This is a genomic window from Pseudomonas sp. P105 (genome assembly GCF_032614175.1).
GTDB lineage: Bacteria > Pseudomonadota > Gammaproteobacteria > Pseudomonadales > Pseudomonadaceae > Aquipseudomonas > Aquipseudomonas rhizophila.
Map to the genome: position 1 here is coordinate 3205143 of NZ_CP126693.1, position 23022 is coordinate 3228164.

The following is a 23022-nucleotide window of genomic DNA, read 5'->3' on the forward strand; positions in this document are numbered from 1 at the left end:
TCATTCCTCCCACAACTGCACGGTTTTGATGACGTCGCGGCGGTTGGCCTTCTTGGCGCCGAACATGTTGGTGTCGGTACTGCCGCTGCAACCGCTGCCGAAACTGAAACCACAACCGGAGCGTTCGGCGAACGCATCGCTCATGGCGTCTTCGCGGTGGGCGCTTGGTACGACAAAACGGTCTTCGTAGTTGGCGATGGCCAGATAGCGGTACATCTCTTCCACCTGGTTCACGCTCAGGCCGACATCGGCCAGCACTTGCAGGTCCTGCACGCCGTCCACCTGTTCGGAACGCTTGTAGGCACGCATCGCCAGCAGGCGCTTGAGGGCGCGCTTGACCGGTTTTTCATCGCCGGCGGTGAGCATGTTGGCCAGGTAGCGCAGCGGAATGCGCAGGCTGTCGACGTCCGGGATCACCCCGTTCATGCCCACGGTGCCGGCCGCCGCAGCGTTCTGGATCGGCGACAGTGGCGGCACGTACCAGACCATTGGCAAGGTGCGGTATTCCGGGTGCAACGGCAGCGCGAGTTTCCAGTCCACGGCCATTTTGTAGACCGGCGAGCGTTGCGCCGAGTCGATCACCGACTGCGGCACGCCGTCGGCCAGGGCCTGGCGAATCACCGCCGGGTCGTTCGGGTCGAGGAAGATCTCCAGTTGCTTCTCATACAGATCGTGCTCGTTGGCGGTGCTCGCCACTTCGCTGATGCGGTCGGCGTCGTACAGCAACACCCCGAGGTAGCGGATGCGGCCGACGCAGGTTTCAGCGCAAACCGTCGGCATCCCGGCTTCGATGCGCGGGTAGCAGAAAATACATTTCTCCGATTTGCCGCTCTTCCAGTTGAAATAGATTTTCTTGTACGGGCAGCCGCTGATGCACATGCGCCAGCCGCGGCATTTCTCCTGGTCAATCAGGACGATGCCGTCCTCCTCGCGCTTGTAGATCGCCCCGCTCGGGCAGGACGCCGCGCACGCCGGGTTCAGGCAGTGCTCGCACAGGCGCGGCAGGTACATCATGAAGGTGTTTTCGTACTCGCCGTAAATGTCCGCCTGGATCTGGTCGAAGTTCTTGTCCTTGCGCCGCTTGGCAAACTCGGTGCCCAGGATCTCCTCCCAGTTCGGGCCCCACTCGATTTTCTCCATGCGCTTGCCGGACACCAGCGAGCGCGGCCGTGCGGTGGGCTGATGCTCGCCCAAAGGCGCGGTGTGCAGGTGCTGGTAGTCGAAGTCGAACGGTTCGTAGTAATCGTCCAGGCTCGGCAAGTCCGGGTTGGCGAAGATGTTCGCCAGCACGCGGAACTTGCCGCCGATGCGTGGGTTGATCGAACCGTCGGCGTTACGGATCCAGCCGCCCTTCCACTTGTCCTGGTTTTCCCACTCTTTGGGGTAGCCGATGCCAGGCTTGGATTCGACGTTGTTGAACCAGGCGTATTCCATGCCTTCGCGGCTGGTCCAGACGTTCTTGCAGGTAATCGAGCAGGTGTGACAGCCGATGCATTTGTCCAGGTTCAGGACCATGCCGATTTGTGAGCGAATTTTCATCTCAGTTCTCCTCGATATCGGTTGGCAGTGGACGCGGCAGATCATCGCCACTGGAACCGTCGAGCCAATCGACCTTGGACATCTTGCGCACCACGACGAACTCGTCGCGGTTGCAACCGACCGTGCCGTAATAGTTGAAACCGTAGGCCTGTTGCGCGTAGCCACCGATCATATGAGTGGGCTTGAGCACCACGCGGGTCACCGAGTTGTGGTGGCCGCCACGGGTCTTGGTGGTTTCCGAGCCGGGCACGTTCACGATCCGTTCCTGGGCGTGGTACATCATCACCATGCCTTCCTTGACCCGCTGGCTGACCACCGCACGGGCGGTCAGCGCACCGTTGACGTTGAAGCATTCAATCCAGTCGTTGTCCTCGATACCGGCGCGCTTGGCGTCGATTTCCGAGAGCCAGACGATCGGCCCGCCGCGGCTCAAGGTGAGCATCAGCAAGTTGTCGCTGTAGGTGCTGTGGATGCCCCACTTCTGGTGCGGGGTGATCCAGTTCAGGACGATTTCGGTCTCGCCATTGCTGCGCTTGCCCTTGACGCCTTCGATGGTGCGGGTGTTGACCGGCGGCCGATAACTCATCAGTTGCTCGCCGAACGCCTGCATCCACGGGTGATCCTGGTAGAACTGCTGGCGGCCGGTGATGGTGCGCCATGGAATCGCTTCGTGAACGTTGGTGTAACCGGCGTTGTAGCTGACGTGATCGTCTTCCAGGCCAGACCAGGTCGGGCTGGAAATGATCTTGCGCGGCTGCGCCTGGATGTCGCGGAAGCGAATCGCCTCGTGGGCCTTGGACAGCGCCAGGTGGCTGTGATCGATGCCGGTGAATTTCGACAGGGCCGCCCAGGCCTTGACGGCCACCTGGCCGTTGGTTTCCGGGGCCAGGGACAGAATCACTTCGGCCGCGTCAATGGCGCTGTCGATCTTCGGCCGACCCTGGCTGATACCGGCGTCGACCTCATGGTGATTGAGCTCACCGAGGAATTTCACTTCATCGTCGGTGTTCCAGTTGATGCCCTTGCCGCCATTGCCGAGTTTCTCCAGCATCGGGCCCAGGGAGGTGAACTGCTTGTAGATGTTGGGGTAATCGCGCTCCACCACTTGCAGGTTCGGTGCGTTCTTGCCCGGTTGCGGCGCCACGCCGGCGCTTTTCCAGTCAGTGCCGCCAAACGGCTGGGCCAGTTCACCGACGCTGTCATGCATCAACGGCACGGTGACCAGGTCTTTCTCGACACCCAGGTGCCCGACCGACATGGCGGAGAACGCCTTGGCGATGCCCTTGTAGATTTCCCAGTCCGAACGCGACTCCCAGGCCGGGTCGATAGCCGCTGACAGCGGGTGAATGAACGGGTGCATGTCCGAGGTGTTCATGTCGTCTTTTTCGTACCAGGTCGCGGTCGGCAAGACGATGTCGGAATACACGCAGGTCGAGGACATGCGGAAGTCCAGGGTGGTCACCAGGTCCAGTTTGCCGATGGCACCGTTGTCGACCCATTCAGCCTCGGTCGGCTTGGATTCGCCACCAAAGCCGATGTCTTCGTTCATCACGCCGTTCTTGGTGCCCAGCAGGTACTTGAGCATGTACTCGTGGCCTTTGCCCGAGGACCCCAGCAGATTGGAACGCCAGATGAACATGTTGCGCGGGAAGTTTTCCGGGCTGTCGGGTTGTTCGCAGGCAAACCGCAGGCTGCCGTCCTGCCAGGACTTGACCACGTAGTCTTTCGGGTCCATGCCGGCGGCAGCAGCATCGCGGCAAATGTTCAGCGGGTTGGTGTTCAATTGTGGCGCGCTGGGCAACCAGCCGGCGCGTTCGGCGCGGATGTTGTAGTCCAGGGCATGCTCAGGGAACTGCGATTTATCCGCCAGAGGCGACAGCACGTCGTGCATGCTCATCTTCTCGTGGCGCCATTGCGAGCTGTGGCCGTAGAAGAAGCTGGTGCCGTTCATCTGCCGTGGCGGACGGTTCCAGTCCAGGCCGAAGGCCAGGGGCAGCCAGCCACATTGCGGACGGAGTTTTTCCTGGCCGACATAGTGGGCCCAACCGCCGCCGGTCTGGCCGACACAACCACACAGCATGAGCATGTTGATCAGCCCACGGTAGTTCATGTCCATGTGGTACCAGTGGTTCATCGCCGCGCCGACGATGATCATCGAACGGCCACGGGTCTTGTCGGCGTTGTCGGCGAATTCGCGGGCGATCTGGATCGCTTTCTCGCGGCTCACACCGGTGATCTGCTCCTGCCAGGCCGGGGTGCCGGGCACCGAGGCGTCGTCGTAGTCCTTGGCGACGTTGGCGCCGCCCAGGCCACGGTCGATGGCCAGGTTGGCCGCCGACAGGTCAAACACCGTGGCGACTTTCACCACGCTGCCGTCGGCCAGCACCACGTTGTGCACCGGCACCCGGCGGTACTGCACCGCGTCACCGGCCACATGCTGGAAGTACTCCTGGGCTTCACCGGCAAAATACGGGAAGGCCACTTCAGCCACGTCATCGCCAATCAGGCTGAGCTTGAGGTCGATCTCACGGCCCTCGCCGCCTTCACGGGCCAGGATGTTCCATTTGCCCTCTTCGCCCCAGCGATAGCCGATGGAGCCTTGGGGAGAAACCAGTTCACCGCTGGCATCCAGGGCGATGGTTTTCCACTCCGGGTTATTGTCCTGGCCGAGGTTGTTGGTCAGGTCGCTGGCGCGCAGGAAGCGATCAGGCTGGTAGCCGGAGCCCGGCGCCACGCCGAGCATCGGCTTGAGCATCACCAGCACCGGCAGGTCGGTGTAGCGCTTGGCGTACTCGGTGAAGTAGGCGCTGGGCTTGTCCAGGTGAAACTCTTTGAAGATCACATGGTTGAAAGCCTGGGCAAGTGCCGCGTCGGTGCCCTGCTTGGGGTTGAGCCACAGGTCGGTGAGCTTGGCGACTTCCGAATAGTCCGGGGTGATCGCCACGGTCTTGGTGCCCTTGTAACGCACCTCGGTGAAAAAGTGCGCGTCGGGGGTACGGGTCTGCGGGACGTTGGAGCCCCAGGCAATGATGTAGTTGGAGTTGTACCAGTCGGCCGATTCCGGCACGTCGGTCTGCTCGCCCCAGACCATCGGCGAGGCTGGCGGCAGGTCGCAGTACCAGTCGTAGAAGCTCAGGCACACGCCACCGATCAGCGACAGGTAACGCGAACCCGCGGCGTAGCTGACCATCGACATCGCCGGGATCGGCGAGAAGCCAACCACCCGATCCGGGCCGTATTGCTTGACGGTGTAGACGTTGGCGGCGGCGATGATCTCGTTGACTTCTTCCCAGTTGGAACGGATGAAACCACCCATGCCGCGCTTGCTTTTATACGAGTCGGCCTTGGCCTTGTTTTCGACAATGCTGGCCCACGCTTCCACGGGCGGCAGGGTCTGCCGGGCTTCGCGCCACAGCTTGAGCAATGGCTTGCGGATCTTCGGGTACTTGAGCCGGTTGGCGCTGTAGATGTACCAGCTGTAGCTGGCGCCACGAGGGCAGCCACGCGGCTCGTGGTTGGGCAGGTCGTTACGGGTGCGCGGGTAGTCGGTCTGCTGGGTTTCCCAGGTGATCAGGCCGTTCTTGACGTAGATTTTCCACGAGCACGAGCCGGTGCAGTTCACCCCATGGGTGGAGCGCACGATCTTGTCGTACTGCCAGCGGGAGCGGTAGACGTTCTCCCAGTCGCGGGACTCCTTGCGGGTCTCGCCGTGCCCCTCGGAAAACTCGCCTTGCTTGCGGTTGAAAAACCGCAGTTGATCCAGTAAATGACTCACAGTGTGTTCCTCTCAGGCTTGCTCCGCGGGGTCTGCGCCCCGCCCACGCAGGTTTAGGTTCGGCTTAGCACGGTGTTGCGGCGCCCTTGCGGGCATACCACCACCAGGTCACCACGATGCAGCTCAGGTAAAAGCCGACGAACATGTAGAAGGCCATCTCCGGGCCGCCGGTCAGGGCCATCGAAGTGCCGAATGATTTGGGGATGAAGAACGCGCCGAAGGCGCCCATGGCCGAGCTGAAACCCAGCACTGCGGCCGATTCCTTGCCGGCGTTCTTGAGCGCTTGTTCGCGTAGCTCGGGCTTTTGGCCGCGGCTGGCTTTTTCATGCAGGGTGCGGAAGATCACCGGGATCATGCGGAAGGTCGACCCGTTGCCCACGCCAGTGGTGACGAACAGCAACATGAACATCCCCAGGAAGCCGTAGAAGCTGCCGCCCTGGCCGCCTTGGGGCAGGAAATGAAGGACCCCGAACACCATCGCGATCATCAGCACGAAGTTCCACAACGTAACCTTCGCGCCGCCGAGCTTGTCCGCCAGCCAGCCACCCAGTGGCCGCACCAGGGCACCGACCAGCGGACCGAGGAAGGCGAACTTCAGGGCGATGACTTCCGGGAACGAGGTTTTGATCAGCAGCGGAAACGCGGCGGAGAAGCCGATGAACGAGCCGAAGGTCGCCAGGTACAACCAGCACATCAGCCAGTTGTGCTTGCGCTTGAAAATCACTGCCTGCTCACTGAACGAAGCGCGGGCGCTGGACAGGTCGTTCATGCCGAACCAGGCAATCACGGTCACGGCGAGGATGAACGGCACCCAGATAAAACCGGCGTTTTGCAGCCACAGCGAGCTGCCGTCAGCCAGTACCTGCGGCTGGCCGCCCATGAAGCCGAACACGCCGAAGGAAATCACCAGCGGCACGCTGAACTGCATCACCGACACGCCCAGGTTGCCCAGCCCGGCGTTCAGGCCCAGGGCTGTGCCCTGCTGGGACTTGGGGTAAAAGAAGCTGATGTTGGACATGCTCGAGGCGAAGTTACCGCCGCCAAAGCCGCAGAGCAGCGCAATCAGCACGAACACGCTGTAAGGCGTGGCCGGATCCTGCACGGCAAAGCCCATCCACAGCGCCGGCAACAGCAGCGACGCAGTGCTCAGGGCCGTCCAGCGACGACCGCCGAAGATCGGCACCATGAACGAATAGAAGATGCGCAAGGTCGCGCCGGACAGGCCCGGCAACGCCGCGAGCCAGAACAACTGGTCGGTGCTGAAACTGAAACCGATGGCGTTCAGGCGCACGATCACCGTGCTCCAGACCATCCACACCGCGAAGGCCAACAGCAGCGCCGGGATGGAAATCCACAGGTTACGCCGGGCAGTCTGTTTGCCACTCTTGCCCCAGAACGCGGGGTCTTCCGGACGCCAGTCATGAATGACCGGGCCCTTTTCAGGCGTTTGCAGAACGGACATGTTCTTCTCCTTGGGCAATGCTGGAAAACGGGGATTGGCTGGCCGGCGGCTGTTTACCCAGCAGCGGGCGCTTGCGAACTTCGCTGAAGTACATCCAGGTCAGGGAGACCCAGACCACGCCGTACATCAACATGAAGCAGGACGAGCGCACGCCGGTGAGGTCCACCAGGGCGCCGAACATGATCGGCAACACGAACCCGCCCAGGCCGCCGGCCAGGCCGACGATGCCGGACACCGCGCCCATGTTTTTCGGGTAGTCGTTGGCGATGTACTTGAAGACCGAGGCCTTGCCGAACGCGAAGGCGATGCCCATCACGAACAGCAGCACGGTGAACAGCGTGGCGTTGAGGCCGATGTGAAAATCCACCGTGCCGTTGACGGTCTGCACTTGCAGTTGGGTCTGTGGGTACGAGAGCAGGAACAGGCAGATCCAGCTGACCCACAACACCCACCAGGTCACGCTCTGGGCGCCCCAGCGGTCGGACATCCAGCCACCGACGGCCCGCAATACGCCACCGGGCAGGGAGAAGCAGGCCGCCAGCAGCGCCGCGCTTTGCAGGCTGAAGCCGTATTCCTGCACGTAGTACTTGGTCATCCACAGGGCCAGGGCTACATAGCCGCCGAACACGATCGAGTAGTACTGGCAGTAGCGCCACACCGCTGGTTCTTTCAGGGTTTTCAGTTGCTCGCGCAACGTGGCGCCGCCGGTGCCGCTGTGCTCCTTCTTCTCGGTTGTGAGAAACCAGAACAGCAGCGCGGTGATGAACAGAATGGCGCTGAACACCTTCGGCACCAGGTGCCAGGAACCGAAGGCGATCAAGGCAGGAGCGAGGAATTTGGTCAGCGCGGCGCCGGCGTTGCCCGCGCCGAACACACCCATGGCGAAGCCTTGATTCTGCTTGTCGAACCACTTGGCCACATAAGCGATGCCCACCGAGAACGATCCACCGGCCAGCCCGACAAACAGGCCCAGCACCAGGAACTGCCAGAAAGCCGTGGCCAGGGTGATCAGGTACAACGGCAGCACACAGGAGAGCATCAGCAGGAAGAACACGATGCGCCCGCCGAAGCGGTCGGTCAGCAGGCCCAGGGGCAAGCGCACCAGGGAACCGGTCAGCACCGGCGTGGCGGCCAGCAGACCGAATTGGGTTTCGTTGAGCGCCAGCATTTCCTTGATCGGAACACCGAGCACGGCAAACATCATCCAGACCATGAAGCACACGGTGAAGGCCAGGGTACTCATCCCCAGTACCAACCCTTGTTGCACTTGCGCTCGCATCTCGATGCACTCCCCGTCAGTTCGATGAGCGCAGCCTAGTGATGCCTACCCCGTAAAAACTTGACCTGGGTCAACGTGCGTCCCGGCGGTACTGGCCTATGCTGGGGCCGTCTACCTCTTAGGGGGTAGAGCCTGAAGTTGATAAGAACCTTTATTTATCAAGGCTTTGAACATTTCGGCCGTGGCTTTTATCGAAACGTAGCGGCCGACAACTCTTTAGAGGTAGTGCGCCCGGGATCGGCTGCTATACCCCCCCAACGCCAGGGCGTCCCCATGTTCGGTTTGCAGAATTTCCTCCAGGGCCAGTCTCGATGATGCGGTGGCTGCGCAGTTCCCTGCCCGCTCGCGCCGGGCTGGCGGTGATCCTGATCGCCATCCTCGCCCTGGCCAGTTCCTTGAGCGCAGGTCTGATTGCCTGGTTCAGCCAGGGCGACGCGGCCGCCATCAACACCGCCGGTTCCGTGCGTATGGAGACCTATCACCTGAGCTGGAAACTGGCAGCCGGGGCCAGCGACGATGTCCCGGCGATCATCGACAGCCTGCAACGACGTCTCGAAAGCCCGTCCTTGCGCGCCGTGCTGGAAGACGGACCGGCGACCTCCCTGCATCAGAGTTATCAGAGCCTCATGCAGCGTTGGAACCAGACCTTGCGCCCGGCCATCGAACGCGGCGATTCGGCGTTCTTCCAGGCCAGTGCCGCTTCCTTCGTTGCGCAACTGGACCAGTTCGTCACCCTGTTGCAACGCCAGAGCGAGCACAAGCAAGCCTGGCAACAGACGATCCAGGGCATGGCGCTGTTCACCACCATGATCATCCTGCTGATCGGTCTGTATGAATTGCAGTACGGTGTGGTCACGCCCTTGCAGGAACTGGTGGACGCCACCCAGCGCTTTCGCCGTGGCGAATTCCAGGTGCGGGTCAACCATCAGTCAGAGGATGAACTGGGCCAACTGGCGACCAGCTTCAACACCATGGCCGAGACCATCGAGCAATCCCATCGCACCCTGGAGAATCAGGTCCAGCAAAAGACCCTGAACCTGCAACAGGCCAATGCCGCCCTGGAGCTGCTGTACCAGAGCAGCCGCAGCCTGGCCACGCGGCAGGCCAATGCCGAAGGGCTGGATGAACTGATCAGCCGGTTCCAGCAGCGGCTGCCGGGCCTGCGCCTGTCGCTGTGTCTGCAAGGCCAGTTGCAGGCGCCCGCCCGGCAACTGCTGTCGCTGCATGGCGCCAACAGCCGCGAGGTCTGCGCCAGCAGCGATTGCGCCACCTGCCAGAAACACCACAGCGCCCGGCCGCAGACGTTCAGCATCAGTAACCAGGGCACGGAACTGGGTGAACTCAAGGCGCATTTTGTCGACGGTCACGCGGCGCAACCCTGGGAAACCGCACTGATCCAGGCCCTGGCAAACCTGATCGGCACCTCGCTGTCTCTCAAGCGCCAGCGCGAACAGGACCATCGCCTGCTGTTGCTCGATGAGCGCACGATCATCGCCCGCGAACTGCATGACTCCCTGGCCCAGGCCTTGTCGTACATGAAGCTGCAAGTCAGCCGCATGCAAACCCTGATGCGTCGCGGCGAACCGGTGCAAACCCTGGAAACCGTCACCGCCGAACTGCGCGAAGGCCTGAACAATGCCTACCGGCAGTTGCGCGAACTGCTCACCACGTTCCGCTTGCAGATCCACGACGACGGGCTGGTCCAGGAACTCAAGGACACCGCTGATGAATTCTCCCGCCGGGGCGATTTCCGGGTGCATCTGTTCGTCGACACCCTGGCCTTCGAGCTGTCGGCCAGTGAGCAGATTCATATCCTGCAGATCACCCGCGAGGCGCTCTCCAACTGCCTGCGCCACGCCCACGCAGAGAACGCCTGGCTCGAACTGCGCCAGGAAGGCGAAACCGTGCGACTGTCGGTCGAAGACGATGGCCGGGGCTTCAGTGGCGAAGTGGACCAGCGCGAACACCACGGCCTGAACATCATGAACGAACGGGCCCGCAGCTTGCGCGGCCAACTGCAAATTATCTCCCGAACGCCCCAGGGCACCCGTATCCAGGTGCATTTCCAACCGGAATTCCTGGGCCAACACAGCGAAGGTCTCGCAACATGAACGCCCCCCTGCGTCACACCCTCCTGCTGGTCGACGACCATCCAATGATGCGTCGAGGGATCCGCCAAATGCTCGAACTCGAAGACGACTTGCACATCGTCGGCGAAGCCAGCCACGGCGAAGAAGCCCTGACCCTGATCGAACCGCTCAAACCTGACCTGGTCCTGCTGGACAACAACATGCCGCAAATGAACGGCATCGAAACCCTGCGCCGGCTGCGGGCCATGCATTACACCGGCAAGGTATTGCTGTTCACCGTATCCGACGCCGAGGACGACATTCGCGATGCCCTGCGCCTGGATGCCAACGGTTACCTGCTCAAGGACATGGAGCCGGAGTTGCTGGTGCAGTACATCCGCGATGCCCTCAACGGCGCGCTGGTGATCAGCCCCGGCCTGACCCGCGTCATGGCCCAGGCCTTGCGCTCCCCTCCCCGCCAGGCCGACGTGGAACTGACCGAACGCGAACGCCAGGTACTCAAGACCATCGCCGGCGGCTGCAGCAACAAAGTCATCGGCCACAAGCTGGGCATCACCGAAGGCACGGTCAAGGTCCATGTGAAGAACCTGCTGCACAAACTGGGGTTGCGCTCACGGGTCGAAGCCGCCGTGTGGGCCATGGAGCATCTGCGCGGAGTGGGCTAGCCCGGCAAACCACACCTCCTGTGGGAGCAAAGCCTGCTCGCGATGACGGCGGCACATTCAACATCCCTGCAAGCTGACCCTCCGCTATCGCGAGCAGGCTCGCTCCCACAGGGTTTGTGTTTGAGCGGGGACGCACCTCCCTCTTCCGAGGTAGGCCTGCGGAGGCATAGGCCGGGGGCGCGTGGGGTTCTACCATGACGGCACGCGGAGGTACGCCATGCTGACTCATCCTTCCATCGTTTTACTGTTGCGTCGTCATCACCTGTTCAGCCAGTTACCGGAGCGGGTCTTCGAAGACGTGTGCAACCTGGCCGTGCTCAAACGCCTGGAGTGCAACAGCACGCTCATGCACCAGGGCGACCCGGCCAAGCGGTTTTTCCTGCTGGTCAGCGGTCAGATCAAGCTGTTCCGGGTCACCGGTGAAGGCCAGGAAAACCTGGTGGAAATCATCCAGCCCGGGCAGACCTTCGCCGAGGCTCTGCTGTTCAGCCAGGCCCGGTGCTACCCGGTCAGTGCGTCGGCGCTCAAGGACAGCGTACTGGTGAGTATCGAAGGCACTCATTACCGCAAGGCCCTGGAAGACCAGCCGAAGGTCTGCCTGGCGATCCTGGCGAGCATGAGTATCCATTTGCACCAGCGCCTCAAGGACATCGACAACCTGACCCTGGCCAGCGCCAGCCGGCGGGTCATCAACTTTCTGCTTCAGGAACGCGACCCGCGCGACGGCCAGGTGGTGCTACAGGTGTCCAAACGCCTGGTGGCCTCCAAGCTGGGAATCCAGCCAGAGACTTTTTCGCGCATTCTCCATCGCCTGGTAGACGGTGGCCTGATTGCCATGGAGCGGCGCAACATTCGCATCCTGGCCGAAGATGAGCTGGACGCTTACCAGCAATAACCCGCGCAGCCCCAATTCCCTTGTGGCGAGGGGATTTATCCCCGCTGGGGCGCGAAGCGGCCCCTATTCAAACTGTCTGACACAGCGCATTGGGACTGCTTCGCAGTCCAGCGGGGATAAATCCCCTCGCCACAGGCTCAGCCAGACTCACTATCTGCTGTGTCATTTTCAACGATCATCGGTATCAACCGCTCAAACAACGCGTCCCCCTCCTCTTGCGTGCAATCGACGCCGAAACGCTTGCGCCAGCCCAACTGGCTCAAAATCACATGCACATCCGCTTCCAGATCATGCTGCTGCAAACACGCCTGGACGCACTGCAACGGACAACCGTCCAGCGCGATGATCCGCCGCCCCGAGCGCGCTTTGTTGACCAGTGCCGGCACATGCCCGCCGACCCCGACGATGCAGGACATCTCGGCCAGGCCGGCGCGGTCCAGGCGCAGGGCGACGGTGTTGGCCAGTTGCGCCACGTTGGAACAACCGGAACAGGAGTACACCAGGGGCAGTGAGCCTGGAGCTTTCATCAGGCCGCCGCCAATCCCTTGCCCGCCCGTTCCAGATTGCGCCATAACCAGGGCGGCAAGACCTCCGGGTCGAGGCTGTCGATCAGGTTCTTCAGCGCCAGCCCCAATTCGGTGTCGCCCTCAATCACCAGGCGTCGCCGGAAGAACAACGTGTCGGGATCTTCCTGCCGACTGGCGAGCAAGAGAAATTCACGCCAGTTGCCGCTGATGCTGACCTGGGCTTCGGCTTGTTCGGCAATGCGCAGTCCATCCCGCGACAGCGTCAGGTACCAGCACAACTTCAGGTCCGGCACCCGCAGGCATAGCCAACGCCCGCGCAACACCTCGAACCCGCCATCGCGCAGCGGCTCGGCCAGGCAACGGTTGAGCGCCTGCTGCAACGCCAGGCGCTGTACGACAAACGGCACCTTGCCCACCAGCGGCAGCACCCGGTCAGCGCCTTTGAGCAACCATTTTTTTCGACTCAGCACAGGCCCGCCTCCTCAACTTTCAACATACCGGCATGACCGTGCCAATAGCCGTTGCAACCGGCCACAAACAGCGGTGGTGCCTCGCCCTGGCGAACGTTGTCGAAGGACCTGACCACCTCGGCCATGCCCTGGGCGCGCGGGCTCAGACGCAGCACGTCGGCGCCACTGGCCATCAGCGCGGGGTAATCGGCCAACAGATTGGTCACCTCACCGGACATCGTCTGAATGCCATTGAGGGTGAACAGTTGCTGGCCCTCCTGACTGCTCAACGCCAGGCCGTCGGGATAGTTGATGCAACAGAACTGACAGTCGTCCTTGGGCCGGTTTTCGGCCCGGGCGGTGAAGCAGCGTGCCGAATAAGCCAGGGGCAAGTGGCCGTAGGCAAAAATCTCCACCTCGGGGACCTCGCGTTCCATTTCCCGCACCTGCTCCAGCACATCGCCGATCAGCGCCGCCGAGCATTCCACAGGTGGTACCCAGCGAATCATGCCGCTGTCGAGCAATTGCCCCAGGGCATGGCCGTTGTACAGGTTCAACGCCGGGCCGCCCACGAAAGGCAACTTGCGTTCAGCGAGAAACTGCACCGCGCCCATGTCATTGGCTTCCACCAACAATTGGCCGTTGTCACACAGCCGACGCAAGGACGACAGCTCCGAGGCCGCTTCGATCAGCGTCAGGCTCGACAACACAATCTGTGCCTGGCTGCACGCTTGCAGTTCGCGCCCCAGGCCCAGCCATTGATCCAGGGAGAATGCCCGGCGCTTTGAGCACACGGTTTCCCCCAGGTAAATCACATCCAGCGGCAAGGCCGACATCTCGGCGTAGAAATTCCCCAGTTGCGCTTTGTCCCAGTAAAACAGGACCGGTCCCAGGCTGAGTTTCATCTGGCCTCCCTCATTGCCATGATCGATGGTAAGCGCCCAGGGTGGTCTGGCTGCCTTCCGACAAACCGGCCAACACCTGGCGCCATTCTTCCCGCACCCGGAATCGTTGCGGCGCAGCCCGGTGGGCATCCAGTGCGGCGCGCCAGACCCGGGTCACTTGTTCAACGTAGGCCGGGCTGCGCTGGCGGCCCTCGATCTTCACTGCCTCGACGCCGATGGCCGCCAGCTCCGGCAGCAGGTCCAGGGTGTCGAGGCTGGTGGGTTCTTCCAGGGCATGGAAGCGCTTGCCGCCGACCAGGAAGCGGCCCTTGCACAGGGTCGGGTAACCGGCCGGCTCGTCAGGGGTGTAGCGATCGATCAGCACCTCGCTCAAGCGTGCGCTCAGGCCGTCGGCGTCTTCGCTCCAGCGCACTGCCTTGGCCGGTGAGCACACGCCGCACAGGTTCGGCGACTCACCGGTGATGTAAGAGGACAAGTGACAACGGCCCTCGGCCATGATGCACAGGCTGCCGAAACCGAAGACTTCGATCGGCACTGGGCTCGCTGCTGCTACCTGCCGCACCTGGGCCAGGGACAGCACCCGTGGCAGCACCGCACGCCGAATGCCGTAGCGCTCGGCGTAAAAAGCCAGCGCCGCGGCATGGGTCGCCGAACCTTGTACCGAAAGATGCAGGGCCAGTTGTGGGTGGCGCTGGCTGGCGTAGCCGAGCACCCCGGGGTCGGCGGCGATCAGGGCGTCGACGCCCAGATCGGCGGCGCGATCCACCGCGCGCTGCCAACGCTCCCAGCCCTTGGGTTGTGGGTAGGTGTTGACCGCCACATAGAGTTTGCGTTGGTGCTGGCGGATGTGCGCGACCGCCGCGTCGAACTGTTTGTCGTCCATGTTCAGCCCGGCGAAATGCCGGGCGTTGGTGTCATCGCGAAAGCCGACATAGACGGCATCGGCGCCTTGGCGCACCGCCGCTTTGAGGGCAGGCAGATTCCCTGCCGGGCAAACCAGTTGCATGGGGCATCCTCATGAGAAAACTCGGAGCGCCGCCAGTCTAGTCAGCTCATCGGCGGCGACCTTGACGACAATCAATTGCCGTTAATGCATCAGGCTCGCGAACGGCAAGTACATCACCTTGTCGAGCATGCGCACGTGCGCCTGGCACTCGACCACGGCCAGACCGTCGGCCCAGCATGCGGCAGCCAACATGGCCGAACTTTGCTGGGGATGCAGCTCGACACACAGCGAACCATCGGCACCGGGGACCAGTTTCGCCCGCAGGTACTGCCGCCGCCGGTTGGGCTTTGGCCAGTCAAACCCGGCCGGCAACTGCAATGAGATAGGCAATACTTCGTCCATGCCTTGGGCCCGGAACAGGAACGGGCGCACGACAATCAATGCGGTAATCAGCGCCGCCGATGGGTTACCTGGCAAACCGATCCAGGGTTTGCCGGCGACTTCGCCAAAGGCCAGCGGTTTGCCCGGCTGGATTGCCAGGCGCCACAGGTCAACGCTGCCCAGCGCTTCGATGGCTTGTTTGAGGTGATCCTCCTCGCCCACCGAAACGCCGCCGGAGGTCAGCAGCACATCACACTCGGCCGCCGCCAGGCTCAAGGCCTGGCGACTGGCGAGCAGCTTGTCGGGCATGGCGCCGTAGTCATGCACCTCCATGCCCCAGCCGCGCAGCAGTGCCGCGAGGCTATGGCGATTGCTGTTGTAGATCTGCCCCGGCGCCAATGCTTCGCCCGGTTCGCGCAGTTCATCGCCGCTGCTGAGCAGACCGACCTGCAACGGCCGATAGACCTCCATTCGCGCAATCCCGGCACCGGCCAGCAACCCCAGCTCCTGGGCCCGCAAGCGCTTGCCGGCACGAAGCAACAGGTCTCCTCGGCGCACTTCCTCGCCTTCCTTGCGCACATGGTCGCCGTCATTGACCGGTGGCAACCAGACCCGCTCACCTGCTACCCGACAGCTTTCCTGGGGCACCACGGTGTCTGCCCCCGGCGGCAGCGGCGCGCCCGTGAAAATCCGTACGGCCTGCCCGGGCTGCAGCGGATTATTGGATGCCTGTCCGGCGGCAATGCGCCCGGCCAGGGTCAGATAACCTCCGGCGGCTGGCAGGTCAGCGGCCCGCAGGGCATAACCGTCCATGGCGCTGTTGTCCCACGCAGGCAAGTTCATGGGGCTGCGGATGTCTGTCGCCAGCACCCGGCCCAGGGCCTGGTCCAGCGCCACCCGTTGCACCGGAGGCGGCAGCGGTGCCTGATCCAGCAGGTAGCGGATGGCTTCATCCACCGGCATCAGCGCGCCGCTCTCACAGACGCTGCCACACGCGCCGCTGCTCATGAGCGCGTCCCGCAAGGCTCAACGACAACGCCGGGCTGCGGCTTGAGATGGGGAGTGAAGTTGCACGGGCCGGTGCGGCTGTCCAGTTGACCGACCAGGATCTGTTCCCAACCGGTGCGACACGCGCCCGGCGAACCCGGCAGGCAGCACACCAATACGCCGTTGCTCATACCCGCCAATGCCCGTGATTGCAGGCTGGACATGCCGATCTCTGCCAGTGACACCTGCCGGAACAGTTCGCCGAACCCGTCCACCTGCTTGTCCAGCAGCGGCAGCACCGCCTGGGGGGTGTTATCGCGGGGGGTAAAACCGGTGCCGCCGGTCATCAGCACCACTTGCACTTCAGGGGCGGCGATCCACTGCGAGACCTGGGCGCGGATCTGGTAGATATCGTCCTTCACCAGCCCACGGTCGATCAGCACATGCCCGGCGGTTTGCAGCAGATCGGCGAGGGTTTGCCCGGAGGTATCGGTTTCGAAGCTACGGGTATCGCTGATGGTCAGCACCGCAATATTCAGCGGTTGAAAGTGGCGTTGCGTCAGATGGGCCATGGTCAGCCGTCCTTTAAAAAAAAGATGGCCCAGCCTGAACCGCAATCGGGGCCGGGCCTATTCCCCGATAGAGGTACCTCCCTCGGCGTTTACGGTGCCAGTCGGCTACGCTGCCAGGCGCCTTCTTGCAGGCGGTAGTCGAGGCGATCGTGCAGACGGTCGGCGCGGCCTTGCCAGAACTCCAGCCGTTCAGGCCTCAGGCAGTAGCCGCCCCAGTGTTCGGGACGCGGCACTGGCTGATTGATAAACCGCCGTTCGGTCTGCGTCAGCAACGCCTCAAGGGCGGCCCGATCCTCCAGCTCACGGCTTTGCGGCGAGGCCCAGGCACCAAGACGACTGGCCAGGGGGCGGGAAATGAAATAGGCATCCGATAGCCCGGAATCGAGCTTGTGGACCTGCCCTTCAACCCGCACTTGCCGTTCCAGCCCCGGCCAGAAAAACGTCATGGCCGCCCACGGATTGATCGCCAGGTCCCGTCCCTTGCCACTGTCGTAGTTGCCGAAAAATGTGAAACCTTCATCGCTGAACCCCTTGAGCAGCAGCACCCGACAGTGCGGCCGGCCCTGCTCGTCCACGGTCGCCAGGGTCATGCTGTTGGCTTCCACCGGCGGGCTTTCGGTGTCGCGGGCTTGTTGCATCCATAATCCGAACAGAACCATCGGATCGTCCGGTGCCTGGGCTTCATCCAACCCGTCCAGGGTGTACTGACGACGCATTTTGGCCAGGGAAAGGGGCATGACGATGATCTCCACGATGGATTTGCTCCAGTGTGGGTTCTGTCGCGAGGGCAGGCCTTGATCGTTGTCAATGGCGGATCTTGTGTTGAACGTGCCGATGCCATCGCGAGCAGGCTCGCTCCCACATTGGGCCTATGGAGTTCCCTGTGGGAGCGAGCCTGCTCGCGATGAAGACGACTCGGTCTAATAGGTCGCCGGCTACTTGAGCCCCAACCGCCGCGCCAGTTTATGCAGGTTGCTCGGGTCGACCTCCAGCAGCCGCGCCGCACCGGCCCAGTTCTGCCCGCAATGCTCCAGGGCCTTGAGGATCGCCTGGCGCTGGCAAGTGTCGACAGCTTCATTCAGCGGCTGGAACGGTACATCGGCGACCTCTGGAGACTGTTCAAGTGTCGCGTGGGTCGTGGATCCGCTGGCACTGACGTCCAGGTCCAGCACCTGCGGCTCCAGGGTCATGATCAGGCTGCGACTGGCCCCGCGGCTGAGTTGCTTCAACGCCGCGCGACTGATCACGTGCTCCAGCTCCCGCACATTGCCCGGCCAGGAGTACGCCAGCAGCGCCTGTTCAGCGGCCGGTGACAGGCGCAAGCCGCGCAAGCCCAGGCGCGTGCGGTTCAACTCGAGGAAATGCCCGGCGAGCATCAGCACATCGCTACCGCGTTCGCGCAACGGCGGGATCGGCACCGGGTAGACTGAGAGCCGGTGATACAGGTCGGCGCGAAATAGCCCATCGCGAATGCTGTCCGGCAGGTGGCGGTTGGTGGCGGCGATGATCCGCACATCGACGTGCAGCGGCTTGTCAGCACCCAGGCGCTGGATCTCGCCGTTTTGCAGGGTGCGCAGCAACTTGGCCTGCACGCTCAACGGCAATTCACCCACCTCGTCGAGAAACAACGTGCCGCCATTGGCCGCGTCGAAACGCCCAGCGCGGTCAGTCGTAGCGCCGGAGAATGCCCCTTTGACGTGGCCGAACAGTTCGCTTTCGGCCAGGGACTCGGGCAAGGCTGCGCAATTGACCTGCACCAGCGGCTTGTGACTGCGCCGGGACAAGCGATGCAAACGACGCGCAAACAACTCCTTGCCGACACCGGTTTCTCCCAGCAGCAGCACCGGCAGTTCGGAGTCGGCCAATACGTCCAGCTCGTTGAGCAGTTGATCCAGCACCTCGCTGCGCCCAAGGATCTCGCCCTCCTCGGCCGGCCGACGGACATCCGGCAGATCACTGCGCGAGGCGCGCAGGCTGCGGTTTTCCTGCTCGAGCCGGGTCACCCGCACCGCCGCTTCGATCTGCAAGGTGCACCGTTTGAGTTCTTCCCTTGCGCGGCTGTCGAAGGTGCCAGCATGCAGCGCATCCAGGGTGATCGCGCCCCAGAGCCGCCCTTCCACGTACAGGCTCACGCCCATGCAGTCGTGCACCGGCAGCGGTTCGCCGACGTGGTTATCGAGCAAGCCGTCATAAGGGTCGGGCAAGCGGCTGTCGGGCTCAAACCAGGTAGGTTCGCGCGACGCCATGATCGCCGCCAGACGCGGATGCTGGGCGATCACGAACCGACGGCCGAGCGCTTCATGCACCAGGCCTACGGTGGCGACGGGCCTGAGGCTGTCATCGTCCAGGCGCAACAAGCCTACGGCGCCACTGTTGAAGTATTCGCGCAGGGTCTGTACCAGGCGTTGCAATCGAACGGCATTGGGCAACTCGACGATCAGGTCGGCGGCCAGGCTTTCACGCAGCATGGTAGTGATTACCCTCCAGGGTTCGTTTGACCCCTTGCAGCCAGGGTGAGAATCACCCTGGTAAATATTTATCCGTTAATTTTCAGGCAGTTAATTCTGGCACGTCGGCTGCAAAGTTCGCTCATCTGTCCCTCCCGGGATTCAACCCAAGGAAACATGATGAGCCTCGATCTGCTGGAACAAAGCCTCGGCCAATTGGCCTGCGACATTCCCGGTGCCACCCGTACCTTTCATCACTACAACCTCGACTTCTGTTGTGGCGGGCAAAAATCCTTGCGCGAAGCAGCGCTGGGCAAGGGCCTGAACCCACTGCTGATCGCCGATGCCCTGCGCACCCTGCAAGCCGCTGGGGAACTGGGTCATGACTGGCGCGACGAACCCCAGGCGCTGTTGATCGCCCACATCCTGGAACGCTACCACGCCCGTCACCGCGAACAGCTGCCGGAATTGATCCGTCTGGCCCGCCGCGTCGAGATGGTCCATGGCGCCCGGGCCAGTTGCCCCGTCGGCCTGGCCGATCACTTGCAGGACATGTATCAGGAACTCGAAGGCCACATGCTCAAGGAGGAGCAGGTGCTGTTCCCGATGCTGCAACAGGGCCTGGGTGATCGGGCCTCGGCCCCCATCCAGGTACTGCGCTACGAACACGACCAGCACGGTGAAGCGCTGGAAACTATGCTTGCCCTGACCGACCAGATCACCCCGCCGTCCGATGCCTGCAACACCTGGCGCGCCCTGTATCGCGGGCTGGTGGAGTTTCGTGACGACCTGATGCAGCACATCCATCTGGAAAACAATGTGTTGTTCGTCAATGCGATGAAACCCGTTCGCTGACTCTCAAACATTGCCCTTACCCCTGTGGGGAGCAAAGCTTGCTCGCGATAGCGCTGGATCAGTCAACATTGATACCGACTGACATTGCGCCATCACGAGCAAGCTTTGCTCCCACAGCCGTTTGTGGCTCTCATTCCTGCTCAAAACTGCCAATAGAACATCGCCTTGGCCAACACCACAATCAGCACCATGTGTCCCAGGATACTGCGACGCAGCCAGCAGGCGCGGTCCGGGGTCAGCCGCCCGCTCTTGAGCCAGTACGCCAGCCACAAATAATGGCCGATGATGCTCAAGGCCAGGAGGATCTTCAGGCTCAGCAACAGGCCGAAGCTGTTGCTCAACGGTTGGCTCAATGCACCGCGATGCTGCCAGGCCAGCGCGATGCCGGCGCTGTAAAGCACCAGCACCACCCCGTGCAACACCTGCCGCGAACGCTTGGCGATAGCCGGGTCGGCGGCGTCCTTGACGCCTTGGGCCAAAGGCCTGCGGGCGGCATGCCAGATAAAAACCTCGAAAAACAACGTGCCGATAAAAGCGATAGCCGCCAATAGATGAGTGACCAGCAAAACCCCATACATCATCGACCCCCTCGGCTCATCCTGGATGCCCATCCACGCGGGCCTGCAACAGCATCGGCCCATAACGCCAGGCGTAGAGTCCGAATGCCAGGGTCCAGCACAGCCCCGCCAGCCACAGCGCGGCCAACGGGAACAGCAGCACCAGCAGCACTCGGCTCAGGCATGCCAGGTTCAGCAGGACGAACGCCAGGGTCATGCCGGCCGGCGGTTCCAGGGCTCGCCCGGTATGGCCCAGGCTGACGCGGGCGATCATCGCCAGGATCAACCCGGCCATGGCGCCGATGGACAAGCTGTGCACCGCCAGGCTCGGGTTCAGCGCGACGCCGAAATGCCACAGCGCCATGCCCAGGCAAGCCAGCGCCAGCCAGGCGTAGGCCAGGTGCAGCGACCACAGCAGCGGCACCCGCCACAAATCCCGATCATGCCAACGCACCAGCCGCACCCCGTGCCCCACCGCCAGCGCGGCGAACAACAGGCCGACCCAGAGGCTGGTCGACAGCGCCGGGCCGAAGGCATACAGCAGCGCCACCAGTGCCGACCCCGCCAGTAACAGACGATCGAGCCACGGCCAGGGGGCAACGCCTTCTACCCGGCCCAGACCGCGCTGGGTGAAGAAAGGAATCACCCGCCCGCCGATCAGCCCCATCATCGCCGCCACCAGCCACAGGCCCGTGAGCACACTTTGGCGCTGCAAACCTTCGTCATGTTGCACCAGACCGTACACGGATAACCCATCAGCGGCGGCCAACAGCAGCAAGACCAACACAATCGGGTAATTGCGCTTCTGCCGTACGCGCCACAACGTAATGCCCATCAACGCCGCAACCGCCAGGGCGAAACCCAGCTCCAGCACCGTCAGCAATGGCCAGGGCGCATCTGCCAGCCAGGCCAGTCGCGCGCCCAGCCATAACAGCGCCAGCGCCGCCAGACGTTTGCCACTAAGCCCCGGAGTACCTGTCCAGGTCTGCACGGCCGTCAACAAGAACCCGGCGATGATTGCCAGGCCGAAGCCGAACAGCAGTTCATGACGGTGCCAGGCCAACCAGCCGCCGGCCGGTTGCCAGGCCGACAGCCTTCCAGTAAACGCCGCCAGCCACAACGGTATGGCCAACAATGCAAGCACACACCCGGCCAGGAAAAACGGCCGAAACGCCAGCCGCCACAACGGCAGGATGGCCATGGCCTTGCGACGGTCAAGCACTTGCATACACCACTCCTTTACCTCAGCGCGGGACGGGCCAGCGGTGAGGGGTCAACAATCAGGGTTCGAATGATCAGCTATCGGCACCGGCGGGCCTTGTCTCAGATCAAGCCAGCCTGCCTCACCCAGGTACTTGCAAGGGGCTTGCCGAAACTGTTCGAGGGTGCACCGCCCCACTCAATAAACCGTCTGTTTATCCCCTGAAGGGGCGAGCCTGCTGGCGATGAGGCCGGTCAGCTCGATATCTCCGCTGACTGATAAGCCGCCATCGTGAGCAGGCTCGCTCCCACAAATGGCCATCAACCGGGTAAATATAACCCTGTCATGGTGATTATCACCCTAACAGTACAGGGTCATTTATACCCATCTCACCGTACGGCCCCGCAAATCAACGGTTGCGGGCATGGCCCGTCTCTTGCTCTGGCAGGGCACAGACTTTTTTTTGCCGGGGTTATCCATGAAATACGTCGCGCTGCCACTCGCCTGGTTCGTCCTGCTCTCTTGCGTCGTGGGTCTGGCCAGCGGCCTGTCCCTGAGCCTCGTCTGAATCCGATTCATTTCCCTGCCATACAAGGACTCATGCCATGGTGCTTCACCGTGTTCATCACCAGATTCTGCGCAGTCATCACCTGTTCGAACCGTTGAACGAAGAACAGCTCGACGAACTGATGAGTACCAGCCAATTGCTGAATGTCGACAGGGGCGAACCGCTGTTCCGCCAAGGCGAACCGGCGCAGGCGTTTTACTTCGTGATCTCCGGCGCGGTGAAAATCTACCGGTTGACGCCGGACGGCCAGGAAAAAGTCTTCGAGGTGATCGGCGAGCGCCAGACCTTCGCTGAAGCCATGATGCTGATGGACACGCCGAACTACGTCGCTTGCGCAGAGGCCGTTGGGCCAACCCAGCTGTATCGCCTGTCCAATGCCACGTACATGCGTCTTTTGCAAAGTAACAGCCGGTTGACCTTCGCCCTGCTCGGCAAGCTCTGTGTGCGCCTGCACCAACGGGTCAACGAGATTGAAACCCTGTCGCTGAAAAACGCCACCCACCGCGTGGTGCGCTACCTGCTGACACAACTGGTGCGCTTGCAAACCGTGGACAGCCAGTTCGAGCTGCCCATGGCCAAGCAACTGATCGCCGGACACCTGTCGATCCAGCCAGAAACCTTCTCGCGGATCATCCGCCGGCTGATCGATGAAAAAATCATCACCCAGGACGGTCGCCAGATCGCCATTCTCGATCGCCTGCGCCTGGAACATTTCGAATGAGCGCACAACCCACCTGCCTGTATTGCCAACACACCAACCCCGCCAATCAAAGCGAATGTCGCCAGTGCGGCATGCCGCTGCCGGCCGAGGCGGCGCTGGCTGGCGAGCGTCGCCTGCGACGCTTCACCTGGTTCTGTATCGGTCTGACGATATTCTGCGTCGTCATGTTTTTCTGGTTACCCCGCGACATCGCCTGAACCC

Annotated in this window: 21 protein-coding genes; 7 read left to right on the forward strand and 14 right to left on the reverse strand. The window is 62.5% G+C overall.

From position 1 onward, the window contains the following. The 4 genes from narH to QOM08_RS14455 form a co-directional block, all read right to left on the reverse strand. Positions 1–1539, reverse strand: coding sequence for a nitrate reductase subunit beta (narH, locus tag QOM08_RS14440; RefSeq protein ID WP_047229171.1), 1539 nt, complete (start codon positions 1537–1539; stop codon positions 1–3). 1 nt (position 1540) lies between these two features. Continuing rightward, on the reverse strand, positions 1541–5314 hold the full coding sequence (locus QOM08_RS14445) for a nitrate reductase subunit alpha (protein WP_076384513.1): 3774 nt from the start codon (positions 5312–5314) through the stop codon (positions 1541–1543). Between the two features lie 64 nt (positions 5315–5378). Next, positions 5379–6776, reverse strand: a complete 1398-nt coding sequence (locus QOM08_RS14450; protein WP_047229173.1) for a NarK family nitrate/nitrite MFS transporter — start codon at positions 6774–6776, stop codon at positions 5379–5381. Then, a complete protein-coding gene (locus QOM08_RS14455; RefSeq protein ID WP_047229174.1) occupies positions 6754–8055 on the reverse strand; it encodes an MFS transporter in 1302 nt (433 codons plus the stop codon). The genes QOM08_RS14450 and QOM08_RS14455 overlap by 23 nt, the downstream gene beginning before the upstream one ends. Positions 8056–8366: 311 nt before the next feature. Here QOM08_RS14455 and QOM08_RS14460 point away from each other — a divergent pair, with 311 nt between their 5' ends. From QOM08_RS14460 to QOM08_RS14470, 3 genes are all read left to right on the forward strand, one after another. Next, complete coding sequence (locus QOM08_RS14460; RefSeq protein ID WP_047229175.1) at positions 8367–10166, forward strand: HAMP domain-containing protein; 1800 nt, start codon at positions 8367–8369, stop codon at positions 10164–10166. After that, positions 10163–10810, forward strand: coding sequence for a two-component system response regulator NarL (gene narL, locus QOM08_RS14465; protein WP_047229176.1), 648 nt, complete (start codon positions 10163–10165; stop codon positions 10808–10810). The genes QOM08_RS14460 and narL overlap by 4 nt, the downstream gene beginning before the upstream one ends. A 217-nt stretch (positions 10811–11027) precedes the next feature. Beyond that, a complete protein-coding gene (locus QOM08_RS14470; RefSeq protein ID WP_047225852.1) occupies positions 11028–11705 on the forward strand; it encodes a Crp/Fnr family transcriptional regulator in 678 nt (225 codons plus the stop codon). A gap of 137 nt (positions 11706–11842) precedes the next feature. Here QOM08_RS14470 and QOM08_RS14475 read toward each other — a convergent pair whose 3' ends face one another. The 8 genes from QOM08_RS14475 to norR form a co-directional block, all read right to left on the reverse strand. Next, complete coding sequence (locus QOM08_RS14475) at positions 11843–12232, reverse strand: putative zinc-binding protein (protein WP_076384509.1); 390 nt, start codon at positions 12230–12232, stop codon at positions 11843–11845. Next, a complete protein-coding gene (locus tag QOM08_RS14480; RefSeq protein WP_047225850.1) occupies positions 12232–12702 on the reverse strand; it encodes an SCP2 domain-containing protein in 471 nt (156 codons plus the stop codon). The genes QOM08_RS14475 and QOM08_RS14480 overlap by 1 nt, the downstream gene beginning before the upstream one ends. Beyond that, a complete protein-coding gene (locus tag QOM08_RS14485) occupies positions 12696–13586 on the reverse strand; it encodes a U32 family peptidase (protein ID WP_047225849.1) in 891 nt (296 codons plus the stop codon). The genes QOM08_RS14480 and QOM08_RS14485 overlap by 7 nt, the downstream gene beginning before the upstream one ends. Positions 13587–13596: 10 nt before the next feature. Then, positions 13597–14592: a peptidase U32 family protein gene (locus QOM08_RS14490; RefSeq protein ID WP_047225848.1), complete on the reverse strand. Its 996-nt coding sequence runs from the start codon at positions 14590–14592 to the stop codon at positions 13597–13599. An 81-nt stretch (positions 14593–14673) separates the two neighbouring features. Next, positions 14674–15921 (reverse strand): gephyrin-like molybdotransferase Glp, encoded by a 1248-nt coding sequence (gene glp / locus QOM08_RS14495; protein ID WP_047225847.1) that lies wholly within the window; start codon positions 15919–15921, stop codon positions 14674–14676. After that, positions 15918–16472 carry a molybdenum cofactor biosynthesis protein B gene (gene moaB / locus QOM08_RS14500; protein ID WP_047225846.1) on the reverse strand — a complete coding sequence of 185 codons (555 nt, stop codon included), beginning with the start codon at positions 16470–16472 and terminating at the stop codon, positions 15918–15920. Before moaB ends, glp begins: the two co-directional genes overlap by 4 nt. A gap of 89 nt (positions 16473–16561) precedes the next feature. After that, the gene (gene pdxH / locus QOM08_RS14505) at positions 16562–17209 is read right to left on the reverse strand and encodes a pyridoxamine 5'-phosphate oxidase (protein ID WP_047225881.1); all 648 of its coding nucleotides are present in this window, start codon (positions 17207–17209) and stop codon (positions 16562–16564) included. A gap of 198 nt (positions 17210–17407) precedes the next feature. Further along, positions 17408–18940, reverse strand: a complete 1533-nt coding sequence (norR, locus tag QOM08_RS14510) for a nitric oxide reductase transcriptional regulator NorR (RefSeq protein ID WP_047225845.1) — start codon at positions 18938–18940, stop codon at positions 17408–17410. Positions 18941–19099: 159 nt separating this feature from the next. Between norR and ytfE the strand changes: the two genes are divergently transcribed. Beyond that, positions 19100–19774 carry an iron-sulfur cluster repair protein YtfE gene (gene ytfE, locus QOM08_RS14515; protein WP_047225844.1) on the forward strand — a complete coding sequence of 225 codons (675 nt, stop codon included), beginning with the start codon at positions 19100–19102 and terminating at the stop codon, positions 19772–19774. A gap of 140 nt (positions 19775–19914) precedes the next feature. On the opposite strand, the gene QOM08_RS14520 is transcribed toward ytfE, so the two are convergent. Together QOM08_RS14520 and QOM08_RS14525 are read right to left on the reverse strand one after the other, a co-directional pair. Further along, a complete protein-coding gene (locus QOM08_RS14520) occupies positions 19915–20355 on the reverse strand; it encodes a membrane protein (protein WP_047225843.1) in 441 nt (146 codons plus the stop codon). Between the two features lie 13 nt (positions 20356–20368). Further along, on the reverse strand, positions 20369–21559 hold the full coding sequence (locus QOM08_RS14525) for an NnrS family protein (RefSeq protein WP_047225842.1): 1191 nt from the start codon (positions 21557–21559) through the stop codon (positions 20369–20371). A gap of 397 nt (positions 21560–21956) precedes the next feature. Between QOM08_RS14525 and QOM08_RS14530 the strand changes: the two genes are divergently transcribed. From QOM08_RS14530 to QOM08_RS14540, 3 genes are read left to right on the forward strand one after another with little or no spacing between them, the layout of a single operon-like run. Next, complete coding sequence (locus QOM08_RS14530) at positions 21957–22100, forward strand: hypothetical protein (protein ID WP_172833795.1); 144 nt, start codon at positions 21957–21959, stop codon at positions 22098–22100. 37 nt (positions 22101–22137) lie between these two features. Further along, on the forward strand, positions 22138–22821 hold the full coding sequence (locus QOM08_RS14535) for a Crp/Fnr family transcriptional regulator (RefSeq protein WP_047225841.1): 684 nt from the start codon (positions 22138–22140) through the stop codon (positions 22819–22821). Then, a complete protein-coding gene (locus QOM08_RS14540; protein WP_047225840.1) occupies positions 22818–23018 on the forward strand; it encodes a hypothetical protein in 201 nt (66 codons plus the stop codon). Before QOM08_RS14535 ends, QOM08_RS14540 begins: the two co-directional genes overlap by 4 nt. Positions 23019–23022 lie beyond the last annotated feature (4 nt).